This is a genomic window from Lactobacillus acidophilus (assembly GCF_034298135.1).
GTDB classification, from domain to species: Bacteria; Bacillota; Bacilli; order Lactobacillales; family Lactobacillaceae; genus Lactobacillus; species Lactobacillus acidophilus.
This window is the reverse complement of the sequence record NZ_CP139575.1, coordinates 163,160-182,894: the sequence shown is the minus strand read 5'-3', so window position 1 is coordinate 182,894 and position 19,735 is coordinate 163,160. Positions and strand designations below refer to the sequence as shown.

Below are 19,735 nucleotides of genomic sequence, written 5' to 3'. Positions count from 1 at the left end.
CTTCTCTCGAAGCGACTTTATTAATTTACCTTATTTTCTTCCTTTTGGCAAATCTTTGTTTTCGTTCGCTTCATTTATGAAACGCTTGGTTTAGTTGTAATTGTTTCTTCTCCTCTCTTCTCTTTTTGTTAACTATATTCTTTACATTCTGTTCTTTCTGCTTTTTACTCGTTCGTGATTTGCCCCTTTTTTGCCTTTTTTTGCCTAGATTTTTTTTGAAAAAATTTGCTTTTTTTATTCGAAAAGATAAAAAAGCACTCGCTTTTACGCGAATGCTTTCTTAAATATCATTATAAATAAAACTAAATCAAACCAGATTCCTTAGTAATCTTCTTCATACCATTCATGTAAGGTACAAGAACATCCGGAACAGTTACTGAGCCATCTTCATTTTGGTAGTTTTCCAAAATTGCAGCTACACAACGGCCTACTGCTAAACCTGAACCGTTCAAAGTATGTGCTAAGTGAAGTTTACCATCTTCATCACGGTAACGAATTTGTGCACGACGAGCTTGGAAGTCGGTACAGTTTGAACAACTTGAGATTTCACGGTACTTGTCTTGTGCTGGCATCCAAACTTCAAGGTCGTATGTCTTAGCACTAGTGAAACTTGCATCCCCAGTTGACAAAGCAACTACGTGATATGGTAAACCAAGCTTTTGCAATAAATGTTCTGCATTATGAGTTAACTTTTCAAGTTCATCCCATGATTCATCAGGTTTACAAATCTTAACCATTTCTACCTTACGAAATTCGTGCATTCTAATTAAACCACGAGTATCACGACCAGCAGAACCTGCTTCACTTCTGAATGCTGGTGACATAGCAGTTACATTAATTGGTAATTTGTTTTCGTGAATAATTTCATTTCTAAAGTAGTTTACCAAAGGAACTTCAGCAGTTGGAATTAAAGTCAAATCACGAGGCTTATCTGGATCATCGTTATCTACAATAGTATAAACGTCTTCATGGAACTTAGGGAATTGACCAGTTCCTTGCATTGAAGCATCATTTACCAAATATGGTGGAATAATTTCTGTATAACCATCCTTAGTGTTTTCATCAAGGAAGAAGTTAAATACAGCACGTTCCAAAAGGGCACCTGCACCAATGTAGTAAACAAAACGTGCACCTGAAACTTTAGAAGCACGATCCCAGTCTAAGATACCAAGATCAGTACCAAGATCCCAGTGAGCCTTTGGCTTGAAGTCAAACTTAGTTGGTTCTTCCCACTTACGAACTTCTTCATTGTAGCTGTCATCTGGACCAATTGGATCTGAATCTGCTGGGAAGTTAGGCAATCTAAGCAAAATGTAATTTTGCTTTTCAGTTAATTCGTCAACTTCTTTATCCAATTTCTTAATTTCTTTACCTACTTCACGCATTTCAGCAATTGCATCGCTTGCGTCTTCTTTATTACGCTTTTTTTCAGCAATTTGCTTAGAAACATCGTTACGCTTAGCCTTCAATTGTTCACTCATAGTCAAATCTTTACGACGTTTAGTATCAATTTCAACTAATTCGTCCAATTCTTCTGGCTTAATGCCACGTGTAGCTAACTTTTTCTTTGACCAATCAAGATTCTCGCGAATCACTTTAATATCAAGCATATAAAAACCTCCATGCATAAAAAAGAGCCGATTATCCCTATTACTGGGACGAATCGGCTCTTACACAGTTTCGCGGTACCACCCATTTTCAGTCTAAATTAGACTGCACCTCTTTAATAGACGAGTAACGACGCCAAACCGTGCAACTATTAATTGCCCACTTTAAATAAAATCTGGAAACGACTATGCATTCACTCGCACCAACCGTGAACTCTCTGAAGCAGTCTTAGGATTTTGTGTTTGCGTCTATTTTAAGCCATTCTTCTTTTCTGAGCAAATAATATTTTTCTTTATATGAAAAAATTTGACTAATTTGGGCATAGTCAACTGTATAAACATAATGAAAACCCATCTTTTCTAGCAATTTTTGAGATTTTTCATTATTAGAAAAAGTTCCTGCCCAGACTTCTAATTGACGTTTCTTTTTAAACGCATAGTTTAAAATCAAATGCAGCGCTTTAGTCATATAACCATGACCTTCAAAATTTTGATCTAATAAAAAGCCCACTTCTTTTGTCTTTAATAAGCCGCTTTTTTCGTCCATTCCACGCTCATAAAGCTCAATTAATCCGATAACTTCATTATTATCGCGTAAACAGATAACGTAACTTTCTGGGCGAGCCATATATTGATGTACACCATTAAGTGCATCATCCATATTTTGATATTGTTCAAAACCTGCCATATCGTGGTAGCGCTTATTAGTGCCCCACTTCAATAATTGTGCAGCATCTTTTTCTTCAAAACGTCTTAAATATATTCTCTTCGATTCAAGCATTAGTTACCCATCAACTTCAAGAGCCATTGTGCACCATATTGCAAACCAAAACTATAAGCTGCAATTGTCCATGGCTTACATAAAATAATAATCCAGAAATAAGTTGAAAACTTCATTTTAGTCAACCCGGCCAATAAACATAGCACATCATCTGGAGCAGCTGGCGCCAAAATACATAGTGCAAAGAACCAGTTAAATTTTTTCTGATTCTCTGTCCACTTCATATACTTATCCAATGTTTCTTCAGAAACAATATGCAAAATAAACGGACGCCCATAATGTCTGGCTAAGAAGAAGTTGATAATCGATCCAATACAAATACCAACATAGTTATAAATAAATCCAGCAATCGGTCCAAAGAAGACTACGCCCCCTAATAGCGATACACCACCAGGAATTATCGGAATAACTACTTGCACAATTTGAATCAATACGAAAATAATTGGTCCAATAATTCGTTTATTTGCCAAATATGCTCGCATTTTTGCCTGATCAGTAAAAATACCTAATCGATACCAATAGATAACTAATAAAATAATAATTAATCCACAGACAACTGTAGCAATATTAATTAATCTTCGACTAGCCTTCGGTGATAAATGATGCATTTTCTCGCCTTCTTTCAGAGTTATTTAGTATGTATAATTTTATCAAAAATTTTGCTAGCAGACCTAAAGATTAGAAATCTAAAGAAAGCTTTATAATATTATATATTCACTTAATTAATATATAATAAAGTTAATAAATAAAATCAGAAAGGATGCTTCCTATGGTTGTAATTAAACGTAATATTGTTTATGACGAAAACAAAGACTTAAGTTCTGATATCTACTATCCAAATGATACAACTTCTAATACTAAAATTTTAATTTTTTGGCATGGCGGAGGTTGGTTCCGCGGTAACAAAGAAAGTGCTAAAGAAATAGGTGTTGCCCTAGCCAACGCCGGTTTTATGACTTTCATCCCCGATTATAGCTTAGCCCCTAAAAATATTTTTCCAGCTGCTCATGATGATGCGCTGCACTTTATTGATTGGCTATTAAAATCTGAATACACTGACCAAGATGATCTTAAAAATATTGTTCAAATTGGGGCAAGTGTTGGTGGAACCTTAGCTTTATATGTTGCTGGGAAATATGGTTTTCCAACTGTTACTTGGTCAGCTCCAGTTGAATTTTCTAACTGGATTAGAAATCATCAAACTACAAAAGCATCTAAAGATGCTAAAAATGAACTTGGAATTAGTGACCCTCAGCAAATTAGAGAAGCCTTTTATAAATACTTTACTCTCACTTATACTGGCACTGACAATGAAAAAATCTTACAACAACTAGATGCATGTTCCTATGATCTTTCTAAATTAGGAAAACTCATGATGATGAACTCCGCTGATGAATTAACTCCAATTGCATCAGTTTTAAGTTTCATTCGCTTTTTAGCTAATAAAAACTTAGGTGTTGAATTGCTAGTCATTCCAGGCCATGGACATGCAATGGACTACGGTAGTGATTATATCGATGAATCACTAGACTTTTTATATCAAACGATTAAAAGACAGAAATAATTATGGTTAATATCGAAAAATTTATTAAAATTCGAAAAAGGCAAAAACTATCTCAAACTATGCTTTGCCAAGGTATTTGCACCCAATCTACTTTAAGCAAATTTGAAAATAATGGTCAAGTTCCTTCATATAAAATTTTGAAACAGCTTTGCGATAGAATGAATATTGAAGTAGGCGACATTATGACAAATAGCGATAGTCAAGAAATTGCTCATTCTCTTTTTGAAGCTGATTTTTCATTCATTAATTTTGACTACGATAGAATCCTAAAGCTACTATCTCAAATTAATCCCAATAATTTAAAACGCCAAGAGGATCAAGTTCATTATTGCTTTTTGCGTGGACAATATGCTCTAAAAAATGAACGAAATCAGATGAGCGCCTTATTTTATTTCAATGATATCTTGACTATTCCAGATCTACCCCAAAATAATATTTACCGACTCTTAGCATTGAACGGCTGCAGTCAAATATATGCAGAACAAGGTGAAGATGAAAAAGCAGAACATTATTATAGCCAAATATTGAAGACAATCATGCAAGTTGATATCAATGATATGCTAACTGCTATGCATGCTTTAGCCATTTTATGTGATGCGGGCGAATTTTATGGGGAACGTAAAAAATATAAAGAATCTAATGCCCTACTTCGCTATGGTTATCGCATTGGAGTTGAACACCACACTATTTTTTACATTGCTCGAATCTTACTTCAACAAAGTCTCAACGATATTCAACAAGGGAAGAAAAAAGACATCATTAGACAACATCTAAATGATGCTTGTGCATTTGCTAGAATTAACCGCAATCGCCTTACTTTGAACAAAGCCAAAAAATTATTAAAAAAATTAGATGAATAAAAAAATTGCTATGGTTAATTCCATAGCAATTTTTTTATTAGAATACTTTGTAATCAACTACTGGATTAGCAGGAGTAGCATTAAAGTCATAAGTAGCTAACTTTTCTAGCTCTGTATTACCATCGATGATCGTGGTTACACCTTGAGCTATCATCAAGTTCATTTTCTTTTCTTTATTAGGATCATTAGTAAAAGGTACCAAAATTACTGGTTTATGAAATGCTCGCATAAAGCCAATTTCAAAGGCACTTCCATCATCAATATTATCCATATCATATAAAAACACACCACAAGTAGCATTAATAATACCACTTAAGTCATTATTATATGTAGCAAGACGCCAAGTCATACTGCGTAAACCATCAGCTTCCGGATCTTTTTCTTCAGGATCAACAAAATTTTGATCAAATGGAAAATGAACTCTAACTACTGTTGGATTTTGTTCAAGTAGTGCTCTAGCCTTTTTAACTCGGGCACGTTGATCGTCATTATAAAATGGGGTTCCTAAATAAATTTTGGCGGTTGAAATTTGTTGTGTCATATTGTTCTCCTCATATTATTTGGAATGATTTTTTTCATTTTATCATGACTTTTTAGCAACTAAAAGCAAAATAAAGACAAAAGTGTCTCTAATTGCTTTAATTTGTAAACGCTTTATAATTAATACATGTATTAGTTCTGTATAAAATTTATTAAATGGAGGCATTCAATGTCTAAATATCAATCAGTTAATCCTTATACAAATGAAGCATTTGCCAGTTATGACAATCCTACTTCTAAGCAAATTGATGAGGCAATTAACTTAGCACATGCACTTTATAAAAAGTGGCGTCATGAAGAACCAGCTAGCCGTGCTGAGATTTTACACGATATTGCTAATGCATTAAAAGAACACGAAGATGAATTGGCAAAAATGATGACATTAGAAATGGGGAAACTTTTAAGCGAATCTAAAGAAGAAGTAGAGTTATGCGTTTCTATTTGTAATTATTACGCTGACCATGGCCCAGAAATGCTTAAACCTACTAAACTTAATTCAGATTTAGGCAATGCATACTACTTAAAACAATCAACCGGTGTAATCATGGCCTGTGAACCATGGAACTTCCCACTTTATCAAGTAATTCGTGTTTTCGCACCTAACTTTATTGTGGGTAATCCAATTTTGCTAAAACATGCTCATAACGTTCCTGGGTCTGCTGCACTTACCGCTAAAATTATTAAACGTGCTGGTGCTCCAGAAGGCAGTTTAATCAACCTATATCCAAGTTATGATCAATTAGCAGATATTATTGCAGATCCTAGAATTCAAGGCGTAGCTTTAACCGGTTCTGAACGTGGCGGTTCTGCTGTAGCTGAAGCTGCTGGCAAGAATTTAAAGAAATCAACAATGGAACTTGGTGGTAATGATGCATTTATCGTTTTAGATGATGCAGATCCACAAGTTCTGCGTAATGTTCTTAACGATGCCAGAACTTATAACGATGGCCAAGTATGTACTTCTTCTAAGAGAATTATTGTCGAAAAATCCCGCTATGATGAAGTGCTCCATGAATTAAAGAACGTCTTTTCAAACTTAAAAGCTGGTGATCCACTTGAAGCTGACACTACTTTACCACCGATGAATTCTGAAAAAGCTAAGGAAAAGCTCGAAGCCCAAGTTAAGGAGGCAATTGATGCAGGTGCTAAAGTATTTTATCAATATCCTGAAATTGACTCTAAAGGAGCATTCTTTAGACCAACTATTTTAACTGATATTGCTAAAGATAATCCCGTCTTTGACAAAGAAGTGTTTGGACCAATTGCTGAAGTCTTTGTTGTAGAAGACGATAATGCAGCCATTCAATTAGCCAACGATTCAAGCTATGGCTTGGGCTCATCAGTTATTGGTAGCGATATTGATCGTGCAAAAAAGGTGTCTGCTCAAATCGAAACTGGGATGACTGTTATTAACGGTCGCTGGATTACTTCTGGTGAATTACCATTTGGCGGCATAAAGAAATCCGGGTATGGTCGTGAGTTAAGTGGCCTCGGATTAATGGCCTTCGTCAATGAACATTTAGTCATCGATGTTACTAAGAATAATCAATAATTAAATATTAATATATTTATATAGTAGAAAGTTTTATACTTTCTACTTTTTTATACACAAAAACAGGTATCTACCCTAATAGATACCTGTTCACAAAATTGATCTAAAGGCAATTTATTTTTTTATTATGTTTTATTCATCCTTTCTACGTTTCTTACCGTGGCCTAAACCAAATAGACTACCTACTGCTGCAATAATCATACCCCATACTCCAACGTTGCGGTCTGTTTCGCCTGTTTGTGGAAGAGTATTCATATCTGCAGTATTGTCGTTTACCGTTGTGTATTGGTCAGTAGTTACATCACTAGCATGAATTTCGGTATTACTACTTGCATTCGCACCACTAGAAGTATTGCCTGTCGCACCACTTTGACTAGAGTCAGTATTGGTGGATTTATGAGTACCACCTGTATTATCAGTATTTTCATCTTTTGGAGTGGTATCTGTCGAATCAGAAGCTGTATCCGTTGGTGGTGTATCAGCTGGCGTTTCACCTTTTGAAGTAGTGTCAGTGTCACTACCTGAAGTATCGGTAGGTGGCGTCGTTGATGTATCTGTTGTGCCACTTTCAGAAGGAGTAACATGTAACGTTACAGAGACTTCGTCTGTTGATCCATCTGGGTAGGTTACTACAATTGTGCCTGTCTTGTCACCCGGAGTAGTTGTATCAACTGGATCTTTCCATGCATACCTAGTACCTGGTGGTAATGTATCCTTATTGCCGATGCCTTCCGCTGGATCTGGGGTTTGGCCTTGAACTACTGTTACATCTTTAGCTTCAGGAGTATGCTTGTCAGCATCTGTTGGACCTGGTGTCGTTGGTTCTGCAACCTTTACTGTTACTTGAATCTCGTCTGTTGATCCATCTGGGTAACTTACTACAATTGTGCCTGTCTTGTCACCCGGAGTAGTTGTATCAACTGGATCTTTCCACTCATACTTAGTACCTGATGGTAATGTGTCCTTATTACCGATGCCTTCTGCTGGATCTGGGGTTTGGCCTAGGGTAACGGTAATATCCTTTGCCTCCGGCGTGTACTTATCGGCATCTGTTTGACCCGGCGTCGTTGGGTCCGTAACCTTTACTGTTACTTGAATCTCGTCTGTTGATCCATCTGGGTAACTTACTACAATTGTGCCTGTCTTGTCACCCGGAGTAGTTGTATCAACTGGATCTTTCCACTCATACTTAGTACCTGATGGTAATGTGTCCTTATTACCGATGCCTTCTGCTGGATCTGGAGTTGGGCCTGGAGTAACGGTAATATCCTTTGCCTCTGGCGTGTACTTATCGGCATCTGTTTGACCCGGTGTCGTTGGGTCGCTTACTTTTACCGTTACCGGTACTTCATCCGTTGAACCGTCTGGGTACGTTACCTTTACTTTAATTTCATGTCCACCCGATGGCGTGCCTTCCGGTGGCGCTACAGTCAATTCACCGGTATTCGGATCTACCTCTACCCAACTTGGAGCATCCGGATCTTTCTCAAACTTAGTTCCGTCTGGGATATTCGCTGGATTGCCATCTTTATCGGTATTGGTTGGAGTTACCTTATTCGTCTCACCTGGTTTAACATCGACATCTTCATATTTTGGATTATGATCATCAGCCGTTTGACCTGGTGTCGTTGGTTCACTTACTTTTACCGTTACCGGTACTTCATCTGTTGAACCGTCTGGGTACGTTACCTTTACTTTAATTTCATGTTCACCCGATGGCGTGCCTTCCGGTGGCGCTACAGTCAATTCACCGGTATTCGGATCTACCTCTACCCAACTTGGAGCATCCGGATCTTTCTCAAACTTAGTTCCGTCTGGGATATTCGCTAGATTGCCATCTTTATCGGTATTGGTTGGAGTTACCTTATTCGTCTCACCTGGTTTAACATCGACATCTTCATATTTTGGATTATGATCATCAGCTGTTTGACCTGGTGTCGTTGGTTCTGTAACTTTAACTGTTGCATTCACTACCTCACTTGAACCGTCTTGGTATGTTACTTTAACCGGAATTACAACATCTCCAGTGGTTCCTTCTGGTACAGTACCAGTTAATGCACCGGTGTTCGGATCTACTTTAACCCAATCTGGAGCTCCTTCACCTTTTTCAAAGACAGTAACTGGTGGAGTAGTAACCTTGTTTCCGTCTTCATCTGTAAATGTTGGACTATCTACGTTGAAGTCTTTACCAGCTTCTCCAACGCCTTCACTATAAACAGGTGTGTATTTATTACTGTCTTCTTTAGTTTCTGTTGGTGTTACAGTTACTTTTGCCAAAACTGTATCGGTTGTTCCATCTTGGTAAGTTACTGTCACCGGAATTTCATAATCTTTAGCTTCTACATCTACCGGTGGCTTAGCAATTAATTGACCTGTTGTTGGATCAATTTCTACCCAAGTTGGAGTATCAGCGGTAGGAGCGAATGTAGTTCCTTCTGGAATGGTATCTAATGTGTCACCATTCTTATCAGTAAATGTCGGATTTGCAGGTTGTGCACTATTGTCTTTTCCTTGTTCCACACTCACATCTTCATATGCTGGCGTGTAATTATCCTTCATTGGATCAGTAACTACATTCAACGGAATCTTAACGAAATCAATTGAATCATCTTTGTAAGTTACCTTAGCCCAAGCAAATTTTTCATCCGGTGCTAAATCTCCTAATTTACCGGTCGGATTCGTTGGAACTTTCTCATTGCTCATTAATTTCTTCCAGTTCTCCGCATCAGTACTTGAATCTAGCCAAGTCACACCTTGGATATAACTCAATCCATTTTCAACCGGGTTACCATTGCTATCAGTTAACCCCGTAATACCTTCTAATGGATCGACGTCTTTGAGGACATCATTAGCACCTGCAGTAATTTCTTTTACTTCAGGTTTATATTCTTGGGCATTGGTAGCTACATCCTTTAACATGCTACCCATAGCGATTCTCTGTGGAGTCCACCAGTTAAAGTTATTTAAGAACTGGTTTAGGTACATAGTTTGATCAGATGATTCGGTTATAGTCCCATCGTTATAACTTGATGCTGTAGAACCTGATTGATTAGGAGCTAGTTCAACACTACCGTTGGAATTAAGGAATTTAGCTTCACCATCTTTATTAACTGGTTTAGTTTCACCCTTTTGAGTAAACCCATTTGCATTTGTTCCCCAATTATTCTGATTAGTTTCATTCAAAATATACCAGTAGTATGATGGTTCATTACCAGTATTGCCTACATCCCATTGTGCAACAGGAGTTACAGCATTACCATCGCCATTAATAGAAACACTATTAGTAGTACCTTCCAACCGTAACATTGAACCTGGTTGACTGCCAGTACGTTGGAAGTTCACATACTTAGGATCATTAATTTTAACAATGTTTGTACCACTAGTACCCCACATTGTAATTAATCCTGCTAAAGGCGTACCAGTATTAGGTTCCCATTCATTAGGGTTCTGTGCATTATCTTGTAAATCAAGCGTACCGCCTGGTTTAACATCAATAGTAAAAGTTTTACCGTTTGAAGTAGTGATATCCCCATATGAAATTAACGGTTGTGTAGATTTATTGCCGTTTTCATTATCTACCGAACGAACAATTTTCAAAGTACCACCATCAGCAATTCTTATACCTGCATAGTTATCACTACCAGCTAATCCACCTGTAATTACACCAAAGTGAGTACCATTATGTTCTACTTCTAAAGTACCAGTATTACCATTATTACCATCTTGAGCCGTTTCAATATTAACATTTCCAACGTTTTGAACATCAACATATGACCCAAGAATGGCAGTAGAACCGCCTGATCCCATATTCATATTCAAGTTACCTAATACCTGAACCACACTAGTCGCAGCTGTATCTATATCTGCATTTTGTGCCCAGCCTTTAAAACGGATACCCATCGTACCATAGGAATTCGAGCCGTCCATTCCTTCCACAGTTACTTTATTATCCGCATTAATATTTAAAGTAGCACCTTTAGCAACCGTAACATTTCCAGAATTTTTATTATCAGGAATCACAATTACTGCTCGATCATAGCCAGAATTGGCAGGTGATTCATCAATTACATTAAATGTAGTAGTGCTACCTTCTTCTGCTTTGACGCTGTAAGCGTAAATTGCAGCAGTATCCCCCTTAAGAGTACTGTTAATTACATTATTTCCTTTAAAGACTACATTAGCTGTCGAACTATAAATGGCACCACTCTTATACCACATAATTTCACGTGAATCTGCTGTGGTGTTAACCCCATTAAAGGTAATGGTATTGCCAGCAGCTTGCTTAGCAGTATTATCAAACCAGAAGGGACCATAGCCACTGGTAGTTTGTAGGGTTAAATCTTTTAATTCAATATCCCAATTTTTACCATCAGTCTTTTGATTCCTACTAGTAAATTGAATGTAACGGTCACTCATAATTAATTTATTACCGTTACCATTAATCGTCACTGCACGAGCAATATCTTCATCAGTTGATTCATTCAAAATCACATTTTTGTAATTAATAAGTCCACGTTTAAATAACGCATCACTGAAATCAATATCATTTGCAAAATCAATAGTGCTTACATCTTTATTGCGTAAAGCATCTAAAAATGTCTGATAATCTGTTACCGAAACAGTCTGTCCTTCTGCTGCAGCGGCCAAAGCTTTGGCCTTAGTTGCACCAACAGTTAACTTATCTACGGCTTCTTTAGTCTGATCATTTTCATCAGATTTTTCTTCAGTTGTCTTAACCACAGTCATTGTGCTTGTGTCTGCAGCATTAACTGAATCATCCGCATTTGTTGTAGTACTTGCAGCTGTATTAGTCGTTTCAGCTGCTACGTTATCAGTAGTAGACGTATTAGTTTCAACTTCCGAAGTATCGGCAGTTGAATGGTTTGTATCATTAACTGCTGAATTATCCGGTTCTGTTGTTATAGTATCTTCAACAGGAGACTGTGTTTCCATTGTCGGATCCACTACCGTTAAACTATCCGAAGACGGACCATTCACTTCTTCGGTTGAAGTGTCTGTAGCTGGATTACTTACTTCTTCGGTTGAAGTATCCGTAGTATCTATTTTCACTTCATCCGATAATGCTTCATCTTCATCTGTTTGCGTAATCATGTCATCTTGCACAGAATCGGCCTTAACAGATTTACTTTGACCCGTTCCCATAAAGCGGTCTATTTTTAATTATTTTTTCATTATAGTTTTTCTTAGATAACATTTTTGTGTCCTCCTATCTACAACGATTAATTTTAGTTTATTATCTTATAAACATTTTTCAACGAATTTAACTACCACAAAAAAGCCATACTATCACTGTAATATCTGCGCTTTCACTAACCTTTCATAGCATTTTTAGCTCTGAAACATTTTTATAATACTTTATAAAACATTAAATAATATAGTCTTTTTTTAAATTGTTATAGTACTTTTTCACAAAATACTGTGGTTCATTTTTTTATCATTTTTGCAAGAACAGCAATCTATACGTAATTAACGCACCGATAGAATATATATGTGTATATCTCATCTCCATACTAAAATGTGCGTAAAAAAGAGCAGAAAGCTATCAACTTTCTGCTCTTTCTATATAAGATTATAGGGATTATTAATTATTCATCTTCCTTACGTTTTTTACCAAAGGCAAGTCCAAACAAACTGCCTACAGTTGCGATAGCTAAACCAAAGATACCAGCTTTATTATCATTTGATCCAGTTTGTGGAAGTGAATTTTTATGAGATACTTGTGCACCTGTTTGTGCCTTTACGTTAGTGCCATTAGTAGCACTATTGATTGAAGGCACGGTCATATCTTGAGCTTGTGGTGCATTATTTTGCTTGGCAACATCATCATGAACATTAGTATTACTGTTATTATTAGCACTATTTTCAGCCATAACATTTATGTTGATTGTTACCTCATCTTGTGAACCATCTGGGTAAGTTACAACTATTGTTGCAGTTCTTCTACCTGGAGTTGAAGTATCCGGAGTATTCTTCCAAGTATACTTGGTACCACTTGGTAAATCACCTTTGTTCTTAATGCCGTCGGCTGGATTTGGTGTTTCACCTTGTTTTACAGTAATGTCTTTACCCTTTGGAGTATTCTTATCAGCATCACTCTTTTTAGGAGTATTGTTGTCATCCTTAGATGATGGTTGATTTGGAGTATTGTCAATCACGTGAATTGTAATTGGAACTTCATCTTTTGAGCCGTCTGGGTAAGTTACAACAACTGTTACTGGCTTGTCACCTGGAGTAGTTACATCTGGGGTAGCTTTCCAAGTATAAGTTGTACCATTTGGTAAGTCACCCTTGTTCTTGATGCCTTCTGCTGGATCTGGTACAACGCCGGTCTTGGTGTTCACATCTTGACCTTCTGGAGTATACTTATCGGCATCAGTTGGAGTAGTTGGAGTAGTTGGAGTGGTTGGTGTTGTTGGGTTCGTTACGTGGATAGTTACTGAGACTTCATCCTTTGAGCCGTCTGGGTAAGTTACAACAACTGTTACTGGCTTGTCACCTGAAGTAGTTACATCTGGGGTGTCTTGCCAAGTGTACTTAGTACCGTCTGGTAAATCGCCTTTGTTCTTGATACCTTCTGCTGGATCTGGTACAACGCCGGTCTTGGTGTTCACATCTTGGCCTTCTGGAGTATACTTGTCTGCATCGGTTGGTGTTGTTGGGTTCGTTACGTGGATAGTTACTGGAACTTCGTCCTTTGAATCATCTGGATAAGTTACTACAACTGTGGCCGGCTTGTTACCTGAAGTAGTTACATCTGGGGTGTCTTTCCAAGTATACTTAGTGCCCTCTGGTAAGTCACTCTTGTTCTTGATACCTTCTGCTGGATCTGGTACAACGCCGGTCTTGGTGTTCACATCTTGGCCTTCTGGAGTATACTTGTCTGCATCGGTTGGTGTTTCTGAACCAGACTTCTTGTAGCTAATAGTGTAATTGTAGTATGGATAAGATAATTCTGGCTTTGGTAACTTCAATGTCCACTTGCCATCAACTCCCTTTTCAAGAGTAGCCATTGGTGTACCTTCAGCACTAGGTGTAGTCAAACTTACTTCTGGAGTATAACCGTCAAAGCTTGGAATAGCTACATTCTTAAATTCAACATTTACATCTGCATCAGTTGGAATACCCAGATAAGTAAAACTTATGTGCTGCCTTGGCTCAGTTGTTGATGTGCCATCTGGGTTATCGATAGTAACCGTTGAGTAGAAGTCATAAGTCATTGTTACTTGACTACTCTTATTCACGGTTACCGGAATAGTTACAGTTTCCTTAGTACCATCTGGATATGTAACAGTCGCAGTGCCAGTAGTTGTACCTGACTTTGAAGTATCTGGTTTAGTAGTCCAAGTTGCACTTGTTGGATAACCATCAACTGGAGTATTACCACCATTATTCAAGTTAGCAATACCTTCAGTAGCAACTGGATCTCCACCAACAGTTGTAGTAATCGTCTTAATCTCTGGCTTAGCATCAACAATTACATTAGTTGAAACTGTATCTTTTGAGCCATCTGGATAAGTTACGACAACAACTGCTGGTTTCTTACCTGGTTTAGTGGTATCTGGAGTGTCTTGCCAAGTGTACTTAGTTTCATCTGGTAAGTCGCTCTTGTTCCTGATGCCTTCTGCTGGATCTGGAACTTCGCCGACCTTAGTTGAAACGTTTTGACCTTGTGGGGTATTGGTTTCTGCATCAGTAGTTACCTTGATTGAACTTGCTGGAATATTAATGTTCAAGTAAGTTGGATTACCATTAGCATCCTTATCAGTAAAGGTAATCTTGATTACTCCGCCTTGACCTTTTTCATTAGGCATGGTTGCCCAAGTGGTAGATGCAATCTCATCAATTGGGATGTTGTTATCTACTAATTGATCAAATTGTTCACTATTTAAATCTGAGCCAAGTTTAATATCAACTGGAGCAGTTACAGCCTTAGCACCAGCACCTTTAGCATCAATGGTAAATGGATTAGTAGTTACAACACCATTCTTTGAGCCTAGGCTATTCTTAGCTGCATCATTGTTAGTGAAGTCAATCTTAATAGTGCTGTTTTCAATTTTCTTACCAGTTGCAGTTGCGGTATCAACGTTAGTATCTGGCGTTGTAGTCCAACTTACAGTTGATGGGTCAATCGTAATTGGAGTAGCTGTAGTTGAAAGTTTACCATCTGTTAATTCGTAACCTTCTGCAGTTACAACGCCACCAGCAGAAAGAACTTGTGAATTTTCAGTAGTTTCATGAGCGTTAAGTTTAGAAGTATCAACGCTAGTTACAACTGCACCCTTATCACCCCAAGTTACTGTTTGGCCAGCCTTAGTGACAATTACTGGAACAGTAGTCTCATCAGTACTCTTGTCTGGGTAAGTTACAGTTACTGGAACATTGTAAGCACCTACAGTTACATTGGCACCTGGTTTAACAGTTACAGTACCAGTTGATGAATTAATGGTTGCCCAATCTGGCGTATCAGTACCTGTAGTAAATGTAGTTCCAGTTGGAGCAGTAGCATCCTTACCAGCTTGATCAGTAAATGCTGGATCATCAGTAGCAGATTGGCCTTGTTCAACAGTTACTGGCTTATATGATGGAGTGTAAAGATTTGCTGTTGGTTCAGTAATATTCAATGGGATATTTGCAAAGTCAATCGATCCATCTTGATAAGTTACTTTTGCCCAAGCTGATTTATCAGTGGTCTTTAAATCACCAGTTGGATTAGTTGGCTCTGTTTCATCTCCCATTAAGCTCTTCCAACCAGTGGCATCAGTAGCTGTATCATACCAGCTTACGCTCTTAACAGAAGAAAGATCAGTTGTCTCGGTACCATCACTAGAAAGCAAGCCTTTAATACCATCTTTAGCAGTTAAGTCCTTTAAAGTTTGTTTAGTATTACCATTAATAGTTTTAACTTCTGGTTGATACTTTTCAGCATCAGTTGGTTTTACTACATCCTCTAAGCCGCTTCCCATGGCAATTCTTTGTGGTGCCCACCAACTAAAGTGATTCAAGAATTGATTCAAATATGGAGCTTGATAATTTATAGCTTCATTTAGAGTTTGGGCAACTTCTCCATTGCTAAACTTGGATGAATTAGTTCCTGCCTGGTTAGGAGCCATCTGTACACTACCGCTTGAATGCATAAATGTAGTAACTCCGGCATTTGCAGCGGGCTGAGGATTCTTTCCACTTTGTACAAAGCGATTTGCATAATTACCCCAGTTATTCTGGTTAGCTTCATTCTCAATATACCAGTAGTATGAAGGATTATTCTTTGCACCTTCATCCCATTGAGCTAATGGGGTAATAACATTATTAATATCGCCATTAATTGAAACATTATTTGTAGTACCTTCAAGGCGCATTAATGATCCAGTTTGGTTGCCGGTACGTTGCAAATTAATATACTTAGGATTATTAATTTTAATAGTATTTGTACCACTGGTTCCCCACATAGTAATCAAACCAGCCCATGGCATATTAGTATTACCCGTGCTACTAGTATTACTAAAGCTCCAAGTTTGTGGATCAGTAGCACCATCTTGTAAATCAAGAGTACCACCATTTTCAACATTTACTGTAAATGTTTTACCACCAGAAGAACCTGCATCACCATATGAAATTAAGGGCTGAGTAGAGTTTACATCGGTTGGACGAACAATCTTTAAACTACCACCATTAGCGATTCTCAAGCCAGCATAATCATCACTAACTTCGATACCCCCAGCAATTACACCAAAGTGAGTACCTCTATGACCTAGAGCCAAGTCACCAGCAACAGTGCTAGTACCATTTTGTTGCGTGTTAATAGTAACATTACCGTCTGGTTGTACATCGACATAAGAACCTAAAATAGCGGTTGAACCACCTTTACCCATATTCAAGTTTAAATTACCGTTAACTTGAACAACACTGGTCTTAGCTTTATCGATATCTGTTTTAGCCCAGTTTTGGAAACGAATTCCCATCGTACCATAAGAATCAGCACTATTCATTTTCGGAACATTAACTTGATTATCTCCATTAATAGTTAATGTAGCACCTTTATCAACGATGACTTTACCCGCATGAGCTGCATCAATTGAAATCAAAATTGCTGATCTATTAGCACCTGCATTATCTGGTGAGCTATCAATTACGTTAAAGGTTGTATTTCCATTTACTGCTTCAACACTATAAGCATAGATGGCTGCAGTATTACCATTAAGCGTACTGTTGATAGTATTATTGCCTTCGAATTTAACATGAGTAGTTGAGGCACCACCGCCGTTATACCACATAATTTCATGTGAATCAGTAGTAGTAGTTACCCCGTTAAAAGTAATAGTATTTTTAGCCGCTTCATCTGCTGTATTATCAAACCAGAATGGTCCATATCCACTGGTAGTTTGTAAGGTAAGATCCTTTAATTGAATATCCCAATTACTATTAGTATTTTTTGATTAGCACTGGTAAATTCAATGTAACGGTCTCCCATCTTTAGCTCGTGGCCGTTACCATTAATAGTTATAGCACGTGCAATTCCAGTATTATTAAGGCGTTCATACTTTCCAGATAATCCATTATTAGGACCATGCTTTAAATTTGCATTACTAAAGTCAATATCATTTTGTAAATTAATAGTGCCAGTATTAGCATTACGCAAAGCATTAAGAAACGTTGAGTAGTCTGTTACTGTTTCAGTTTGAGTAGCAGGATTTGACTCTTGAACCAATGATAGCATTGCAGCTTTAGGTTGTGTACTACTCTTAACTTCTACTTTTGCTTTATTCTCAGAAACTAGACCTTTATTAGGAGAGGTAACTGACTCACTACCTGATTTAGCTTGAGTTTCTGATGCTTTATTAACATTTAATGTATTAGTCGTTTGACTAGCTGAAGCATTCTTAGCAGTCTCATTATTCTCAACTTCTCTTGAGGGCTTAGAAGTTTCGGGTTGAATTGCTTGATTGTTTTGCTTTACTTCACTTGTAGAATCTGATGCATTCTTTGAGTCTGAATTAACATTATCCTTTGATAAATCTTGAGCAGAAGATTGAGTAAGTTTGCTATCAGTAGCATTTTGATTACTTGGTGTAGTTGCATTTGCCTTAGCTGATTTATTATTTTGAGCATTACCTGCATCTGCACTTGATTGTTCTTCAGCACTTTGAGTACCATCAGTCTTTGATTGTTGCTCAGTATTTTTAGTCGCTACTACAGGCTCCTCTTCAGTAGCAGCTTGAACTTTTTGATTTCCAGCCATGCTCATAAAGCTGAAGCCAATCAAAACTGAAGCTGCTCCAATAGAAAACTTACGAATGGAAAACCGTTCTTTTCTCGGTTCCATCTTTCTTAATCTTTCTTTGAAATTATTCTTGGATAACATATCCGTCTCCTCCTAACTGTCATCATATGTAATACTAGTTATGGCCAGATAATTTTCAATCCTTAAAATAACATACTGCTTTGGCTAGTAGCCTACTGGCCATATGCTTAGGAGGCTTTTTATAACGTAAAAAATATTTTGTATACTTTTAAAAATTTAAAATAACAAGTATTTTTTTACAAAAGTGCTTGTTCCTTTATTTAATATTCTATATATTTTTGATTATTCATATGTGGTTAGAATACTAGCGGCTTATATTCACACAAGTTTTACTTTTCTTACCGTTTTTGGTCGTCTTTTTTAATTAGACTACAAAAAAGCACAACTATGGTAATAATCATACTTGTGCTAAAGACGAAATATAGTACTATTTTTATTTTAATTGTTCTGATTTTGCTTATGCTTAAAAATATTAAATCCTGAAAGACCAGTCGTTAAAATACTTGCTAACATTAAGAAATATGCAGATGCTCCAATAGAAACAGCATATGTAATTAATTGACTAGTTATTTGTGCTAAAACCCCTGTTGACGCACGCATTGTGCTGGACATCTTATAAACAATATAAATTAGAAAAACAGTTTCCAACAATGACAAAATGAACGCCAAAACTTGGCTACTTTTCGTATTTTTCAAAATATTGTAAATAATGAATATTGGGAACAAGAATAGTAATAACCAAACAATGTATAAAACAAGTGCTTCAAAAGAATTCATTCCAGATGAGAGAAGTCTACCTGCTAAACTAAAAATTACATTAGAAATTGACATCTTTTGAGTGTAACTAACGGCTGAAACTGCCGCACCAGAATCTGTAAATAAGACAATCAGACTGATTAAAGCAGTCAAAATTACAGATAATTGAATATAACTATAGCGATGTTGTCTTTGTCTTCGGATTTCTCTTACTTGAGTTTCTACACGCGGATGCTTTTGGACGAATTCTCTTCCTCGCGTTTTTACTTTATCTTCATGTTCATCAACTCGATTGAATATATTTGAACCAACTTGATTCAGCTTTTGGGTTAATCGTTTATCAGCAGTATATTGTTCAATCTTTTCTTTTCGATCACAAACAATAAATAGCCAAACCATTAAGATCAAGAAGCAAATCCAACCCACTGCTCTAGAAAAACTCATAAGAATCAGTAAAAAGACTCCCAGCAAAAATACAATTGTTGCATTTTTTCTAACCCAGGCAATCATTCTTTGAACAGTGGAGTTCTGCTTTTCTGGAGAAAACTCTTCACGATATGCTGCACGACTAGCAATTTTTTCAACTTCATCGGGTTCTTCATATTTTGCCTTTTGATGCTTATCCGTGAAAAAATCATCACGATATTTTTTAAGATTAAAACCACAATTTGGACAGATGTCATCTGTATCACTAATTTTGTGGCCACAATTTGGACATGTAGTCATAAAAACGACTCCTTATTTCTTAAACTAAT

Annotated in this window: 10 protein-coding genes and 1 pseudogene; 3 read left to right on the top strand and 8 right to left on the bottom strand. The window is 37.0% G+C overall.

Going from position 1 to position 19,735, the window contains the following annotated elements; translation table 11 throughout:
- Positions 1-302 precede the first annotated feature (302 nt).
- From serS to SO785_RS00800, 3 genes are all read right to left on the bottom strand, one after another.
- Entirely contained in the window at positions 303-1,610 is a 1,308-nt protein-coding gene (gene serS, locus SO785_RS00810) for a serine--tRNA ligase (RefSeq protein ID WP_011254519.1), read from the bottom strand.
- A 226-nt stretch (positions 1,611-1,836) separates the two neighbouring features.
- Positions 1,837-2,388, bottom strand: a complete 552-nt coding sequence (locus SO785_RS00805) for a GNAT family N-acetyltransferase (RefSeq protein WP_003550097.1) — start codon at positions 2,386-2,388, stop codon at positions 1,837-1,839.
- A complete protein-coding gene (locus SO785_RS00800) occupies positions 2,388-2,996 on the bottom strand; it encodes a TVP38/TMEM64 family protein (RefSeq protein ID WP_003550094.1) in 609 nt (202 codons plus the stop codon). The genes SO785_RS00805 and SO785_RS00800 overlap by 1 nt, the downstream gene beginning before the upstream one ends.
- 161 nt (positions 2,997-3,157) lie before the next feature.
- On the opposite strand from SO785_RS00800, the gene SO785_RS00795 reads away from it, so the two are divergent.
- Both SO785_RS00795 and SO785_RS00790 read left to right on the top strand, forming a co-directional pair.
- On the top strand, positions 3,158-3,952 hold the full coding sequence (locus SO785_RS00795; protein WP_011254520.1) for an alpha/beta hydrolase: 795 nt from the start codon (positions 3,158-3,160) through the stop codon (positions 3,950-3,952).
- 2 nt (positions 3,953-3,954) lie between these two features.
- Positions 3,955-4,812: a helix-turn-helix domain-containing protein gene (locus SO785_RS00790; RefSeq protein WP_003550089.1), complete on the top strand. Its 858-nt coding sequence runs from the start codon at positions 3,955-3,957 to the stop codon at positions 4,810-4,812.
- Positions 4,813-4,849: 37 nt separating this feature from the next.
- On the opposite strand, the gene SO785_RS00785 is transcribed toward SO785_RS00790, so the two are convergent.
- Positions 4,850-5,353, bottom strand: coding sequence for a nucleoside 2-deoxyribosyltransferase (locus tag SO785_RS00785; RefSeq protein WP_011254521.1), 504 nt, complete (start codon positions 5,351-5,353; stop codon positions 4,850-4,852).
- Between the two features lie 168 nt (positions 5,354-5,521).
- On the opposite strand from SO785_RS00785, the gene SO785_RS00780 reads away from it, so the two are divergent.
- Positions 5,522-6,904, top strand: a complete 1,383-nt coding sequence (locus SO785_RS00780; RefSeq protein WP_011254522.1) for an NAD-dependent succinate-semialdehyde dehydrogenase — start codon at positions 5,522-5,524, stop codon at positions 6,902-6,904.
- Between the two features lie 132 nt (positions 6,905-7,036).
- On the opposite strand, the gene SO785_RS00775 is transcribed toward SO785_RS00780, so the two are convergent.
- From SO785_RS00775 to SO785_RS00760, 4 genes and pseudogenes are all read right to left on the bottom strand, one after another.
- Positions 7,037-12,067, bottom strand: a complete 5,031-nt coding sequence (locus SO785_RS00775; protein WP_061777603.1) for a Rib/alpha-like domain-containing protein — start codon at positions 12,065-12,067, stop codon at positions 7,037-7,039.
- 443 nt (positions 12,068-12,510) lie between these two features.
- Positions 12,511-16,281, bottom strand: coding sequence for a Rib/alpha-like domain-containing protein (locus SO785_RS00770; RefSeq protein ID WP_456077502.1), 3,771 nt, complete (start codon positions 16,279-16,281; stop codon positions 12,511-12,513).
- A 981-nt stretch (positions 16,282-17,262) separates the two neighbouring features.
- Positions 17,263-18,245, bottom strand: a pseudogene (locus SO785_RS09615) (pectate lyase-like adhesive domain-containing protein); the annotation flags it as partial.
- A gap of 417 nt (positions 18,246-18,662) precedes the next feature.
- Positions 18,663-19,706, bottom strand: a complete 1,044-nt coding sequence (locus SO785_RS00760; protein ID WP_003550081.1) for a zinc ribbon domain-containing protein — start codon at positions 19,704-19,706, stop codon at positions 18,663-18,665.
- Positions 19,707-19,735 lie beyond the last annotated feature (29 nt).